Below are 12,983 nucleotides of genomic sequence, written 5' to 3'. Positions count from 1 at the left end.
AATCGTCACGGACGACCTCAGCTCGCAGCCACCCATCAGCGACGAAATGTATTCGCCGTTGTCCGGGGAGTCCACGCCGAGCGCGGCCTTCGGGCACTACGTCTCGGAGGTCGTCTGGGGCGCCTACAGCGGCCAATCCGTCGCGAAAATCGATCTGGATGGCGCCTGGGCATCCGCGGACAGGATGCAGGAGGCGCTCGATCGGAAGTTCGAAAACCTCCGGGATCAGTTGGAGACTTTCTTCCGCTCTTACGCCGGCTTCGGCCAGCTCGTGTACGCCGCCGCCCTGAACTACGACGCGGCCGAGGGAATGTTCAACCGCCAAATAGGCAAGCTGCGGAACATCGTCAACGGGCAGCAGGATCCGGGCCGTTCCCGGTCTCCCTCTGATATCGAGCGGTGGCGCGAGGAGGACGTCTCGACCAACAACGCGGCCGGCGTCAGGAAATTCTTCGAGCGGAGCCGTCCGCGGATTCTCCTGGACCTCGGCGTGGTGTGCCAGAACTCCGCCGATTGGATGGCCGATCTGGCGGCCACCATCGAGGGACACTCGGAGGCGCTGGCCAAGGTATGGGGCAGCCAGGCGGCGGAGCTGTGCCAGCAGGCGCTCAGGAAGCTGCACGGCACCGCGAAGACGCTCGCCTACGACGCGGGCCGGACGGGCGACGTGCTCCTCTCGTTCGGCGAACTCTACTGGCGGTACAAGGAGAACTGCGCCAACGCCGTCGGCGGCTTCGAGGTCGACGACCTGTGGGAGTGGGCCGGCGGTGAGGACAGCGAGGACGACGAGCGCGCCCGCCAGTACCTGCGCGAGTTCAACCAGCAGATGGGCTTCTGGTACAACATGATCCCCGCGGACGCCGAGATGCTGCTGCCCCAGATCGAGTACGTCGAAGCCCTCGACCCCAAGGAGTCGGGGACCGAGATCCTCAAGAGGCAGCTGCGGGAACCCTATCCGTACGTCGGGTAGTGAGGCTTCACAGTCGCTCCATGCAGAGTTGAGGCGCGCTCACGCCCGGCTCATGTCGTACGCGGCGGCCATGTCACCGGCAAGCTCCACACACCCCCGAAGGACATCACCGCGCGGGCGAGCCTCGCCATCCCACCCACCAGGGGGACCCGTACCAGCGGTCTTCCCGCTCACCGTCGGCGTCGGGCAGCGCACCCTCAATGGCCTGCCAGTCTGATCATGCCTCGCCGGACGTCAACCCGACCGGGCAGGAGACCCCGGTGCCCCCGATGCCGCAGTAGCCGTTCGGGTTCTTGAACAGGTACTGCTGGTGGTAGCACTCCTCTTCAGGCACCAACTCGCCCACGCCGGCAACCGCCTCCGGCTGACTGTTCGGGAAATCCCAGCTTTCCGCCTTCAACGGAGTTAGGATTTTTCCCGAACACCGAGGGAGTGGAGAACACCAATGGAGGCCAGGCCACAGCCTCAGACCGAGGTTGAAGTCTTGCGAGCCGGGATGGCTGTGCTGGGTGAACGGCTGCCGGCCGGGTGGGACATCCAACCGCTGAGCCGCGGACTGCCCGATGCTCGCTTCGACGCTCTCTGGAAGGTGACAGCACCGGACGGAACCTCGGTCGTGCTGGTCGTGGAAGCCAAGCGCGTGGTGGAGAGACGTGACACCGCTACGCTGCTCCAGCAGTTGAATGCCGCAGCGGAGGAGCATCCAGGCAGCCGAGGGGTTGTCGTCTCCCGATACCTGTCGCCACCGGTGCGTAAGCGGCTCTCGGAGGCCGGCCTGTCCTACATAGACGCGACAGGGAACATCACCCTGAACGTCTCTCAGCCCGGTCTATACGTTGCAGATCGAGGGGCCGACCATGATCCGTGGCGCGGTCCTGGAAGACCGCGCGGAACGTTGAAGGGCGCTCCCGCGGCGAAGATCGTGCGAGCGCTGTTGGACCACGAAAGATCGTGGGCGATCCGTGAGCTGATCGACGTCGCTGACGTATCTACTGGGTCGACCTACCGGGTGATCGAGTTTCTCGAGAGCGAGAACTTGGCAACGCGGACCAGCTCGGGTGCAGTCGTAGTTCCCAACTGGATCGCACTGCTGAGGCGTTGGAGCGAGGACTACGGGTTCGTACGAAGCAGCCGCGTCACACGGTGGATAGCACCGAGAGGCCTACCTAACCTTATGCGGCGGGCGGCTGATAATCCCACCCAGTACGCCATAACCGGGACCTTGGCCGCAGCCAACTGGGCCCCTTATGCTCCAGCCCGCTCCGCCATGATCTACACGACGGACGCTGAGCACACCGCCCAACTCTGGGATCTTCGCCCTGCTGACGCCGGAGCGAATGTGATGTTGGCCGAGCCGGAAAGCGACGTCGTCTTCATCCGTACCCTTACCGACGCTTCCGGTCTCACGATCGCAGCACCACCCCAAGTCGCCGTCGATTTGATGACAGGCCCTGGACGCAGCCCCTCTGAAGCCGAAGAACTCATTGAATGGATGGCGCGACATGAATCTTCCTGGCGTAAGTAGTAGTGACATCCTCGTCCGATCCCGGTCCGCGCTTCTCGATGCATTGGCCGCGTTGGATGCCCATCGCGACGCTGTGATCGTGATCGGAGCACAGGCCGTCTACCTGCGCACCGCAGAAAGTCCTGTCGCACTCGCCGAGACGACGAAGGACAGCGATCTCGCACTCGACCCGAGGGTCCTGGAGGACGATCCGCTTCTGGAGCAATCTATGGGCCGCGCGGGGTTCTACCGTGACCCCATTGGCGGACAACCCGGAGCGTGGCTGAATCCCGCGGGCATTCCCGTCGATCTGATGGTGCCCGAGGCTCTTGCAGGAGCAGGTACGAGGACCACGCGGGGAGCCCGTATCCCACCACATGATCGCCGTGCCACCCGGCGCGCTCGAGGTCTCGAAGCCGCTGTCATCGACAACACGGTCATGGACGTCACCGCGCTTGACCCGGCCGACGCCCGCGTATATCGAGTCAGAGTCGCCGGGCCCGCGGCCTTGCTGGTGGCCAAGCTCCACAAGATTGCCGAACGAGTTTCGGTCCCCCACCGGCTGAATGACAAGGACGCACACGACACGTACCGCATCCTTATCGACGCCGACACCGCTGAACTGGCCACCATGTTCAGACTCCTGGTTCGTGACCCCATCAGCAGCGAGATCACCGAGCAGGCAGTCGAACATCTGGCGACACTGTTCGCGGCAGGACCGGACGCGCTCGGCTCAACAATGGCCGGACGCGCGGAAGAGGGAATTGGCGAGCCCGAGACGGTTGCTTTGGCAACGTCTCTGCTGGCCGCAGACCTCGTGCAGGCCTTGGACCGCACCTGAGCCCTCCGACAACTTCACAGAGGGCTCGACCTCAACTTCGAGGCCTGGCCCTCTGCGCTGACGAGGTCAGATTCCCCCCTAAGGAACTGATCTACTCACCTGCCGACACGATGCCCACGGGGCAGGAGACCCCGGTGCCCCCGATCCCGCAGTAGCCGTTCGGGTTCTTGAACAAATACTGCTGGTGATACCCCTCCGCGTAGTGGAACGGACCCGCGGGGGCCAGCTCGGTGGTGATCTCGCCGTAGCCCGCCTGCTTCAGGACCCCCTGGTACGCGTCCCGCGACGCCTCCGCGGCCTTCTGCTGCTCCGGTGAGTGGTAGTAGATCGCCGACCGGTACTGCGTGCCCACGTCGTTGCCCTGGCGCATGCCCTGGGTCGGGTCGTGGGCCTCCCAGAAGACCTTCAAGAGCTCCTCGTACGACACCTTCGCCGGGTCGAAGGCCACCCTGACGGCCTCCGTGTGACCCGTGAGGCCGCTGCAGACCTCCTCGTACGTCGGGTTGGGCGTGTAGCCGCCCTGGTATCCGACCGCCGTCGTGACGACGCCGGGCGTCTGCCAGAACTTGCGCTCCGCGCCCCAGAAGCAGCCGAGGCCGAAGTCGGCGATCTCGAGGCCCTCGGGCGGGGTGAGGGGGGCGTCGAGGACCGCGTGGCGCGACGGGACCGTCATGGGGTCCGGGCGGCCGGGGAGGGCGTCCTCGGGTCGGACCATCGATGTCTTGTTGCCGCCGAACAGCCAGCCCATGGCACTACCTCCAGTAGGTCTCGTCCCAGAGTACATAGGCTCTAACGCTTTAGGAGCTCTACACATTTCCGTATAGTGAGAGGCATTTGTGTTTAAAGGTGGTAATGCCCGAAGATGGGCTTCATGCCTGACCTTCGGCGCGGTGTCTTGTTCGGGATCGCCGCCTACACGATGTGGGGGCTGTTCCCCCTCTACTGGCCGCTCCTCAAGGCTTCCGGAGCCGTTGAGATCCTCGCCCACCGGATGGTGTGGTCGCTGGTCGCCGTCGCGGCCGTGCTGGCGGTGCGCAGGCACTGGTCCTGGTTCCGCCCGCTGCTCAAGCAGCCCATGAAGCTGGGCCTGCTGGTGCTGGCGGCCGTGGTCGTGACCCTCAACTGGGGCACCTACATCTACGCCGTCAACAGCGGGCACGTCGTCGAGAGCGCCCTGGGCTACTTCATCAACCCGCTCGTCAACGTGCTGTTCGGGGTGGCGCTGCTGCGGGAGCGGCTGCGGCCGCTGCAGTGGGTGGCCGTCGGGTTCGGGGCCCTGGCGGTGCTGGTGCTGACGTTCGACTACGGGCGGCTGCCGTGGATCGCGCTGACGCTGGCCCTGAGCTTCGGCGTGTACGGGCTGCTGAAGAAGCGGGCCAACGTGCCGGCCACCGAGGGCCTCGCGATCGAGACCCTGGTGCTGATCCTGCCGGCGCTCGGCTACATCTTCTTCCTGCACGCCGGCAGGCAGGGGACGTTCGCCGACCAGGGCCTCGGGCACGCCCTGCTGCTGATCGGCGGCGGGATCGGCACCGCCATCCCGCTGATCTGCTTCGGGGCGGCGGCCATCCGGGTGCCGCTCAGCACCATGGGGCTGCTGCAGTACATCGCGCCGGTCCTGCAGTTCGCGTGCGGCGTGCTGATCGCCAAGGAGACCATGCCGTCCAGCCGGTGGATCGGCTTCTCGATCGTCTGGCTGGCCCTGGCGATCTTCACGTACGACGGCTTCAGGACGGCTCGCGCCGCGAAGCGAGTCAGGAAATCAGCCGGAACGCTGGACCACGTAGTCACATAGCGCCAAAAATGCGGACCTGGCGGGGATGTCGGGAAGGCCGGAGATGTCGGCACGGGCGCGGTCCACCCAGGATTCCAGCTCCGCCCGCGCCTGGGCCATCGCCGGGTCGGCGCGGAGCAGGGTCAGCGCCTCCTCCACATCCTCCTCGGCCACCGGACCCGCCAGCAGCTCACGCAGCCGCGACGGCTCCTCCGACGCCAGAGCGTACAGAACCGGGAGGGTCCTGATCCCCTCCCGCAGGTCGGTCCCCGGCGTCTTGCCCGACTGGGCGCCGGACGAGGCCACGTCCAGCAGGTCGTCACCGAGCTGCCAGGCCACCCCGATGGCCTCACAGGCGCGGCTGAGCCGCTCCTCGACGTCCGCGGGCGCGCCGGACAGCAGCGCGCCGAAGCGGCCGGAGGCGGCGATCAGGGAGCCGGTCTTGTCGGCGAGCACGCTCAGGTAGTGGCCGATCGGGTCCTCGCCGTCGCGCGGGCCGACGGTCTCGCGGATCTGCCCCTGGACGAGGCGGGAGAACGTCTGAGCCTGGATGCGGATCAGCTCGGGACCGAGGTCCGCGAGGAGGTCGGACGCCTGGGCGAACAGATAGTCGCCGGTGAGGATGGCCACGGTGTTGTCCCACCGGGCGTTGGCGGACGGGGAGCCCCGGCGGACCGGGGCCTCGTCCATGACGTCGTCGTGGTAGAGCGAACCCAGGTGGGTCAGCTCGATCACCACCGCGCCGGGCACGACCCCCGGCGCGGACGGGTCGCCGAACTGCGCGGCCAGCAGCAGCATCAGCGTGCGGAACCGCTTGCCGCCGGCCTCGATGAGGTGCTTGGACGCCTCCGTGACGAAGGCGTCCTCGCTCTCCACCGACGAACGCAGGAGCTTCTCGACCGCGGCCAGTCCGGTGGCCACGTCCTGCGCCAGCCGTTCGTCCTCGATGGGAAGGTCAACCACGGGAGGCGCAGACATACGAGATCCCCTTATCTGATGAACAGGCTGTGTGCGGCGTCGTTGGCGACGCCGAGCACGGACTCCGGGTAGAGCCCCACTCCTACGGTAACCAGCAACGAAACGGCGATGACGGCCACGGTCCCCATACTGGGCACCGCGATCGCCGGGCCGTCGGCCGCCGGCTCGCTGAAGAACATCAGCACGATCACGCGGACGTAGAAGAACGCGGCGATGGCCGAGGCCACCACACCCACCACGACCAGGCCGGCCATCCAGCCGCCCATCGAGTCGCCGGGCTGCGTGCCACTGTTCAGAGCGGCGGCGAAGACGGCGTACTTGCCGAAGAAGCCGCTCGTGAGCGGGATGCCGGCGAAGGCCAGCAGGAAGAAGGCGAACACCCCGGCCAGCACCGGCGCGCGCTTGCCGAGCCCGGCCCAGCGCGACAGGTGACCGGCCTCGCCGCCAGGGTCGCGGACGAGCGTGACCACCGCGAACGCGCCGACCGTCGTGATGCCGTAGACCGCCAGGTAGAACAGGATCGCCTTGAGGGAGACCGCGTTCTGCTCGGCGGAGCCGAACGTGGCCATCACGCCGACGAGCAGGAAGCCCGCGTGCGCGATGGACGAGTACGCCAGCATCCTCTTGATCTCGGTCTGCGTGATCGCCAGGATCGAGCCGACGATCATGGTCAGGGCGGCGACGCCCCAGATGATCGGCCGCCAGTTCCAGTCGAGGTTGCCCAGACCCACCCAGAACACCCGCAGCACGGCGCCCATGGCCGCGACCAGCGTGCCGGAGGCCATGAGGGCGGTGATGGGCGTCGGAGCGCCCTGGTAGACGTCCGGCTTCCAGGCGTGGAACGGCGCCGCACCGATCTTGAACAGCAGGCCCACGCCGAGCAGCGCGAGACCGAGCATCAGGATCGGGTCGAGCGTGGCGCTCCTGGCCATGGCCTCGTTGATGCCCGGCAGCGAGACGGTGCCGGCGACGCCGTACACCATCGCGGTGCCGTACAGGAAGAAGGCCGAGGAGAACGCGCCCAGCAGGAAGTACTTCATGGACGCCTCCTGCGAGAGCAGGCGACGCCGGCGGGCCAGGCCGCACAGCAGGTAGAGCGGCAGCGACATGACCTCGAGGCCCACGAACATCATCAGCAGGTCGTGGGCGGCCGGGAAGAGCAGCATGCCGCCGACCGCGAACAGCACCAGCGGGTACACCTCGGTGTGCCCGCCGCCCGCGGCCTCGGCCTCCTCCTCGTCGGCGCTGCCGGGCACGGCGGCGGCCGAGGCGACGAAGTGACCCTCGTCGTTGATCAGCAGCACGCACACGAACGACAGGACGAGGATGACGCCCCAGATGAACAGCGCGGGCCCGTCCACCGCGACCGCGCCCATGGCGACCGGCGCGGTGGGCACGTTGCCGCGCAGCACCTGGACGAGCACCAGGGCGAACGCGCCGAACAGGCTCAGCAGGGTGAGCGGGACGTGGATCGACTTACGCAGGTATCGCGGCGCGAACGCCTCGACGAGCACTCCGATGACGGCCGCGCCGAACACCACCAGCAGCGGCGCCAGCGTGCCGTACTCGATCGTCGGCGCTGGGATGGAGTTCACTGACCTGTCCCCTTCTCAGCGATGGTGGAGGTGGGCACCTTCACGTTGGTCAGCGTCTGGTGCACCGACGGGTTGATCACGTCCAGCAGCGGCTTGGGGAAGAAGCCGAAGCCGATGATCAGGGCGACCAGCGGGGCCAGCACCCAGATCTCGCGGGCGTTCAGGTCCTTGAACGCCTTGACCGGCTCGGCCGTCGGCCCGTTCATGGTCCGCTGGACCATCCACAGGATGTAGACGGCGGCGAGGATGACCGCCACCGCGGCGACCACCGCGGCCACCGTCAGGGCGCCCGACCCGTGGGCCTGGCTGGAGTACGTGCCGACCATCACCATGAACTCGCTCACGAACGAGGAGAGCCCCGGCAGCGAGAGACCGGCCAGACCGGCGACCAGGAAGAAGCCCGCGAGCACCGGCGCGACGCTCTGCACGCCTCCGTAGTCCCCGATGAACGGCGAGCCGCGCCTGGCGATGAGGAAGCCCGCGGCCAGGAACAGCGCGCCGGTGGCGAAGCCGTGGTTGACCATGTAGAGGGCCGCGCCGGACTGGGCGACCGACGACATGGCGAACACGCCGAGCACGATGAACCCGAAGTGCGAGATCGACGTGTACGCGATGAGGCGCTTCATGTCGGTCTGCCCGATGGCCACGATGGCGCCGTAGATGATGCTGATGACCGCCAGTACGACGATCGGCATCGTGAACGCCTTGGCCGCGTCGGGGAACAGCTCCAGGCAGAAGCGGAGCATCCCGAACGTGCCGACCTTGTCCAGCACGCCCACCAGCAGCACGGCGGCACCGGCCGGAGCCTGCGCGGCCGCGTCGGGCAGCCAGGTGTGCACCGGCCAGAGCGGCGCCTTGATCGCGAAGGCGATGAAGAAGCCCGCGAACAGCCACTTCTGCATGGCCGGGTCCTGCACGACCCCGATCAGCTCGGGGAACATGAAGGTCTTGCTGCCGCCGACCACGTAGAGCCCGATGACCGCGACCAGCATGAGCAGGCCACCGAACAGCGAGTACAGCAGGAACTTGACGGCCGCGTAGGACCGCTGGGCGCCGCCGTACGACCCGATCATGAAGTACATCGGGATCAGCATGGCTTCGAAGAACACGTAGAAGAGGAAGATGTCGGTCGCCGCGAAGACGCCGATCATCATCGTCTCGAGCACCAGCAGCAGCGAGAAGTACGTCTTCACCGACCGCTTGGGCGTGATGAGCGTGCCGTCGGCGGTCTTGACGCCGTCGGCGTCGTGCCAGGAGGCCAGCACCACGATCGGCACCAGCACCACCGAGAGCGCGATCAGCACGAGCGCGACGCCGTCCACGCCGACCCCGAACTTCACGCCGAAGCTCGGGATCCAGTTGTACTCGGCGGTGAACTGGAAGCGCGGACCGGTCGGCTTGAACCCGGCGGCCATGACACCCGTGAGGACCAGCGTCAGCAGCGAGACCAGCAGGGTGACCTGCTTGGCCAGCTTGTCACTGCCCTTGGGAAGCAGGGCCACCACGATGGCGCCCACCACGGGCACCGCCATGAGTATCGGAAGCCAGGGTGACATCAGAGGTTCCCAACAAGGAGCAGGGCGCCGGTCAGCAGGGCGGCACCGATGAAGATGGACAGCGCGTACGTTCTGGCGAAGCCCGTCTGGAGCCTCCGCAGGCGCCCCGAAGTGCCCCCGATGCCCGCGGCCAGGCCGTTGACCAGCCCGTCGACGCCACGGTTGTCGAAGAACACCGCAATGCGGGTCAGCCACTGGCCGGGGCGCATGAAGAGCGACTCGTTGAGCGCGTCGCCGTAGAGGTCACGGCGGGCGAACGTGGTGAGGAACGACCCGCGCGGCTGCACGACGGGCACCTCGGCCCGGCCGTACCTCATCCAGGCGAAGGCCGCGCCGACCGCGACGAGCGCGAGCGTGGCGAGACCCGGAGGGCTGGTGGCGTGGAACGAGGGCAGCTCCTCCGGCCGGCCGACGGCCGGGGCGAGGAACATCATGAGGCGGTTGCTCAGGATGAGGTAACCGCCCAGCCCGATCGAGCCGATCGACAGGATGATCAGCGGCCAGGTCATGACGGCCGGCGACTCGTGCGGGTGCGCGTCCTCGGCCCAGCGCTTCTCGCCGAAGAAGGTCATGAAGACCATCCGCGACATGTAGAAGCCGGTGATGCCCGCGCCCAGGACGGCCAGCCAACCGAGGACCGGGCTGTGCTCGACCGCGGTCTCGATGATGCCGTCCTTGGTGAAGTAACCGGACAGCAGCGGGAACCCGATGATCGCCAGGTAGCCGATGAAGAACGTCACGAAGGTGATCGGCATGACCTTGCGCAGCCCGCCGTACTTCCGCATGTCCACTTCGTCGTTCATGCCGTGCATGACCGAACCGGCGCCGAGGAACATGTCGGCCTTGAAGAAGCCGTGCGTGATCAGGTGACCGATCGCGAACGCGTACCCCGCGGGGCCGAGGCCCGCGCCGAGCATCATGTAGCCGATCTGCGACATCGTCGAACCGGCCAGGCCCTTCTTGATGTCGTCCTTCGCGCAACCGATGATCGCACCGGCGAGCAGCGTGGCCGCGCCGACGATGGTGACGGCGAGCGCCGCGCCCGAGCCCTCGGGGAAGAAGAACGCCCCCGAGCGGACCACCAGGTAGACGCCGGCGGTGACCATGGTCGCGGCGTGGATCAGGGCCGACACGGGGGTCGGGCCCTCCATGGCGTCCAGGAGCCAGGACTGCAGCGGGAGCTGGGCGGACTTGCCGCACGCGCCGAGGAGCAGCAGCAGGCCGATGGCCAGCATGGTGCCGCTCTCCTGGCCCGGCGTGATCTGCTCGCCGAGGCTCTTGAAGGTCAGCGTGCCGAACGTGGTCCAGATGACGAACATGCCGACCAGCAGGCCGAAGTCACCGACGCGGTTGACGACGAACGCCTTCTTCGCCGCGACCGCCGCCGACGGCTTGAACTGCCAGAACCCGATCAGCAGGTACGACGCCAGACCGACGCCCTCCCAGCCGATGAACAGGCCCACGTAGTTGTCGGACAGCACCAGCAGGAGCATCGCGGAGACGAACAGGTTCAGGTATCCGAAGAACCTGCGCCGGTGCTCGTCGTGCGACATGTAGCCGATCGAGTAGATGTGGATCAGCGAACCCACACCGGTGATCAACAGCGCGAAGCTGATCGACAGCGGGTCGATCAGCAGCCCCATCTTCACCAGGCCGGGGATGAAGTCGTAGAGCTCGACCGCCCTCCGGCGCTGCTCTTCCCCGAACCCGACGAGCTCGAAGAACGCCAGCACCGCCACGACGAACGAGGCGAGGGACATGGCCACGCCCAGCAGATGGCCCCAGCGGTTGGTGAACCGGCCCAGCACCAGCAGGATGGCCGCCCCCACGAGAGGGAGGGCGATCATCAGCCAGGAGACCCCGATCACGCCGCCGGTGTGCTGGATGATCTCAACAGGAGATTCCACCAGTCACCTCTTAGTACTTCAGCAGGTTGGCGTCGTCGACCGACGCGGACCTGCGGGTTCGGAAGATCGTCACGATGATGGCCAGGCCGACCACGACCTCGGCCGCGGCCACCACCATCACGAAGAACGCGATGATCTGGCCCTCCAGGTTGCCGACCTGCCTGGAGAAGGTGACGAAGGCGAGGTTGCAGGCGTTGAGCATGAGCTCCACGCACATGAACACCACGATCGCGTTGCGCCGGATCAGCACACCCAGAGCGCCGATGGCGAACAACAGGCCGGACAGGACGAGGTAGTGCGTCGTCACTTGGTCACCTCATTGTTCTGCTCGCTGTCATCCCGCTCGATGGCGTGATCCTCAGCGTCTTCCTCGGCCGTGTGCTTGATGGCCTCGGCGAGCTTCGGGTCGGTCGGCAGGTGGTCGTGCTCGACGTCGTAGCGGGCGATGTACCGGTTGACCGAGGACGGAGCGACCGACCCGTCGGGCAGCAGCGCCGGCATGTCGATCGCGTTGCTCCTGGCGTAGGTGCCGGGGCCGGGCAGCGCCGAGGGCTGGTCGCCGAGGAACCTGGCGCGGGCCAGGTCCTTCTGCGTCGGCTTCTCGGTGAGCCGCTCGCGGTGCGCCAGCACCATCGCGCCCAGCGCCGCCGTGATCAGCAGCGCCGAGGTGATCTCGAACGCGAACACGTACTTGGTGAACAGCAGCAGCGCGATCGAGCGGATGTAGCCGCCCTGCGCCGTGGCCTGCGCCAGCCCCGCCTGGTCGGCGAAGATCGCGTTGCCGAAGGCCAGGACGACCAGCACCAGGAAGCCGATGGCCGCGAGGGAGGCCCAGACGCGCTGGCCCTTCAGCGTCTCGACGAAGGAGTCGGAGGAGTCGACGCCCACCAGCATGAGCACGAACAGGAACAGCATCATGATCGCGCCGGTGTAGACGATGATCTGCACCGCGGCCAGGAAGGGCGCGTCCTGCACGGCGTACAGGACCGCGAGGGAGAGCATCACCGTGCCGAGCATCAGCGCGGAGTACACGGCCTTCCTGTTGAAGACCATGCCGAGCGCGGCGCCGACGGACACGACGGCGAGCACCCAGAACGTGACGGTCTCACCCATTGGTCCGCCCCAGCCGGTAGTAGTCCTCTTCGGTCTCACCGAGCCGCATGGGGTGCGGGGGCTGCTCCATGCCCTGGGTCAGAGGCGCGAGCAGCATCTCCTTGGTGAAGATGAGGCTCTCGCGGGAGGTGTCGGCGAGCTCGTACTCGTTGGTCATGGTGAGCGCCCGGGTCGGGCAGGCCTCGATGCACAGACCGCAGAGGATGCACCGCAGATAGTTGATCTGGTACGTGCGCCCGTAACGCTCACCCGGCGAGAACCGCTCCTCGTCGGTGTTGTCCGCGCCCTCGACGAAGATCGCGTCGGCCGGACACGCCCAGGCGCACAGCTCGCAGCCGACGCACTTCTCCAGCCCGTCAGGCCAGCGGTTGAGCTGGTGACGCCCGTGGAAGCGAGGAGCCGTCGGCTTCTTCTCCTCCGGGTAGTTCGTCGTGACGGGCTTCTTGAACATCGTGTGGAAGGTGACCCCGAAGCCCTTGACGGGGTTCAGCCAATCAGTTAGTCCCACTGGGAATCTCCTTGTGCTGCACCCCGTGGTAGTGCGGCAGATCGAGCGGCGGCACCGGGAAGCCGCCTGCCGTCGGCTCTTCGGACAGTTCCTCGAACTCGGCCTCGACCTGGGCCTTCTGGGCCTCCTTGCGCCGCTGGTTGACGGTGTCGAACCGCATCCAGATGGCCAGCCCGCCGATCACGACGATCCCGGTGACCACGAGGGCGATCATCCGGGACTCCTCGTTGAGCATCA

General features: G+C 67.0%; 12 protein-coding genes and 2 pseudogenes. 4 read left to right on the top strand and 10 right to left on the bottom strand.

What is annotated here, in order from left to right; translation table 11 throughout:
• Positions 1-46: 46 nt before the first annotated feature.
• A complete protein-coding gene (locus ACWDX9_RS05880; protein WP_449949520.1) occupies positions 47-970 on the top strand; it encodes a hypothetical protein in 924 nt (307 codons plus the stop codon).
• A 217-nt stretch (positions 971-1,187) separates the two neighbouring features.
• Here the strand turns inward: ACWDX9_RS05880 and ACWDX9_RS05875 are convergent.
• Positions 1,188-1,292: pseudogene (locus ACWDX9_RS05875) on the bottom strand (peptide-methionine (S)-S-oxide reductase MsrA); the annotation flags it as partial.
• Positions 1,293-2,237: 945 nt separating this feature from the next.
• Here ACWDX9_RS05875 and ACWDX9_RS05870 point away from each other — a divergent pair.
• Entirely contained in the window at positions 2,238-2,495 is a 258-nt protein-coding gene (locus ACWDX9_RS05870) for a hypothetical protein (protein ID WP_449949518.1), read from the top strand.
• On the top strand, positions 2,473-3,315 hold the full coding sequence (locus tag ACWDX9_RS05865) for a hypothetical protein (RefSeq protein ID WP_449949515.1): 843 nt from the start codon (positions 2,473-2,475) through the stop codon (positions 3,313-3,315). The genes ACWDX9_RS05870 and ACWDX9_RS05865 overlap by 23 nt, the downstream gene beginning before the upstream one ends.
• Before the next feature lie 91 nt (positions 3,316-3,406).
• On the opposite strand, the gene msrA is transcribed toward ACWDX9_RS05865, so the two are convergent.
• Positions 3,407-4,063: a peptide-methionine (S)-S-oxide reductase MsrA gene (msrA, locus tag ACWDX9_RS05860; RefSeq protein ID WP_449949512.1), complete on the bottom strand. Its 657-nt coding sequence runs from the start codon at positions 4,061-4,063 to the stop codon at positions 3,407-3,409.
• Between the two features lie 123 nt (positions 4,064-4,186).
• Here msrA and rarD point away from each other — a divergent pair, with 123 nt between their 5' ends.
• A complete protein-coding gene (gene rarD, locus ACWDX9_RS05855) occupies positions 4,187-5,110 on the top strand; it encodes an EamA family transporter RarD (protein WP_449949509.1) in 924 nt (307 codons plus the stop codon).
• Here the strand turns inward: rarD and ACWDX9_RS05850 are convergent.
• From ACWDX9_RS05850 to ACWDX9_RS05815, 8 genes and pseudogenes are all read right to left on the bottom strand, one after another.
• The gene (locus ACWDX9_RS05850; protein ID WP_350733447.1) at positions 5,078-6,067 is read right to left on the bottom strand and encodes a polyprenyl synthetase family protein; all 990 of its coding nucleotides are present in this window, start codon (positions 6,065-6,067) and stop codon (positions 5,078-5,080) included. The genes rarD and ACWDX9_RS05850 overlap by 33 nt on opposite strands.
• Positions 6,068-6,078: 11 nt before the next feature.
• Positions 6,079-7,662: an NADH-quinone oxidoreductase subunit NuoN gene (gene nuoN, locus ACWDX9_RS05845; RefSeq protein WP_449949506.1), complete on the bottom strand. Its 1,584-nt coding sequence runs from the start codon at positions 7,660-7,662 to the stop codon at positions 6,079-6,081.
• Positions 7,659-9,218, bottom strand: a complete 1,560-nt coding sequence (locus tag ACWDX9_RS05840) for an NADH-quinone oxidoreductase subunit M (protein ID WP_449949503.1) — start codon at positions 9,216-9,218, stop codon at positions 7,659-7,661. Before ACWDX9_RS05840 ends, nuoN begins: the two co-directional genes overlap by 4 nt.
• Positions 9,218-11,065 (bottom strand): NADH-quinone oxidoreductase subunit L, encoded by a 1,848-nt coding sequence (gene nuoL / locus ACWDX9_RS05835; protein ID WP_449949695.1) that lies wholly within the window; start codon positions 11,063-11,065, stop codon positions 9,218-9,220. The genes ACWDX9_RS05840 and nuoL overlap by 1 nt, the downstream gene beginning before the upstream one ends.
• A gap of 70 nt (positions 11,066-11,135) precedes the next feature.
• Entirely contained in the window at positions 11,136-11,432 is a 297-nt protein-coding gene (gene nuoK / locus ACWDX9_RS05830; protein ID WP_185069996.1) for an NADH-quinone oxidoreductase subunit NuoK, read from the bottom strand.
• A complete protein-coding gene (locus tag ACWDX9_RS05825; RefSeq protein WP_449949500.1) occupies positions 11,429-12,238 on the bottom strand; it encodes an NADH-quinone oxidoreductase subunit J in 810 nt (269 codons plus the stop codon). Before ACWDX9_RS05825 ends, nuoK begins: the two co-directional genes overlap by 4 nt.
• On the bottom strand, positions 12,231-12,746 hold the full coding sequence (gene nuoI / locus ACWDX9_RS05820; protein WP_350733440.1) for an NADH-quinone oxidoreductase subunit NuoI: 516 nt from the start codon (positions 12,744-12,746) through the stop codon (positions 12,231-12,233). The genes ACWDX9_RS05825 and nuoI overlap by 8 nt, the downstream gene beginning before the upstream one ends.
• Positions 12,733-12,983: pseudogene (locus ACWDX9_RS05815) on the bottom strand (NADH-quinone oxidoreductase subunit NuoH); the annotation flags it as partial. The gene nuoI and the pseudogene ACWDX9_RS05815, both read right to left, overlap by 14 nt.

The sequence above is a fragment of the Nonomuraea sp. NPDC003201 genome (assembly GCF_053590415.1).
Note: the sequence above shows the minus strand (reverse complement) of the source record. Positions and strands in the feature narration are given on the sequence as shown.

What these genes read in the sequence shown, in the direction of transcription:
- ACWDX9_RS05880 (WP_449949520.1), top strand. Translation starts at nt 47, where the DNA reads ATGTATTCGCCGTTGTCCGGGGAGTCCACGCCGAGCGCGGCCTTCGGG.
- ACWDX9_RS05870 (WP_449949518.1), top strand. Translation starts at nt 2,238, where the DNA reads ATGATCTACACGACGGACGCTGAGCACACCGCCCAACTCTGGGATCTT.
- ACWDX9_RS05865 (WP_449949515.1), top strand. Translation starts at nt 2,473, where the DNA reads ATGAATCTTCCTGGCGTAAGTAGTAGTGACATCCTCGTCCGATCCCGG.
- msrA (WP_449949512.1), bottom strand. Translation starts at nt 4,063, where the DNA reads ATGGGCTGGCTGTTCGGCGGCAACAAGACATCGATGGTCCGACCCGAG.
- rarD (WP_449949509.1), top strand. Translation starts at nt 4,187, where the DNA reads ATGCCTGACCTTCGGCGCGGTGTCTTGTTCGGGATCGCCGCCTACACG.
- ACWDX9_RS05850 (WP_350733447.1), bottom strand. Translation starts at nt 6,067, where the DNA reads ATGTCTGCGCCTCCCGTGGTTGACCTTCCCATCGAGGACGAACGGCTG.
- ACWDX9_RS05840 (WP_449949503.1), bottom strand. Translation starts at nt 9,218, where the DNA reads ATGTCACCCTGGCTTCCGATACTCATGGCGGTGCCCGTGGTGGGCGCC.
- nuoL (WP_449949695.1), bottom strand. Translation starts at nt 11,065, where the DNA reads ATGATCGCCCTCCCTCTCGTGGGGGCGGCCATCCTGCTGGTGCTGGGC.
- ACWDX9_RS05825 (WP_449949500.1), bottom strand. Translation starts at nt 12,238, where the DNA reads ATGGGTGAGACCGTCACGTTCTGGGTGCTCGCCGTCGTGTCCGTCGGC.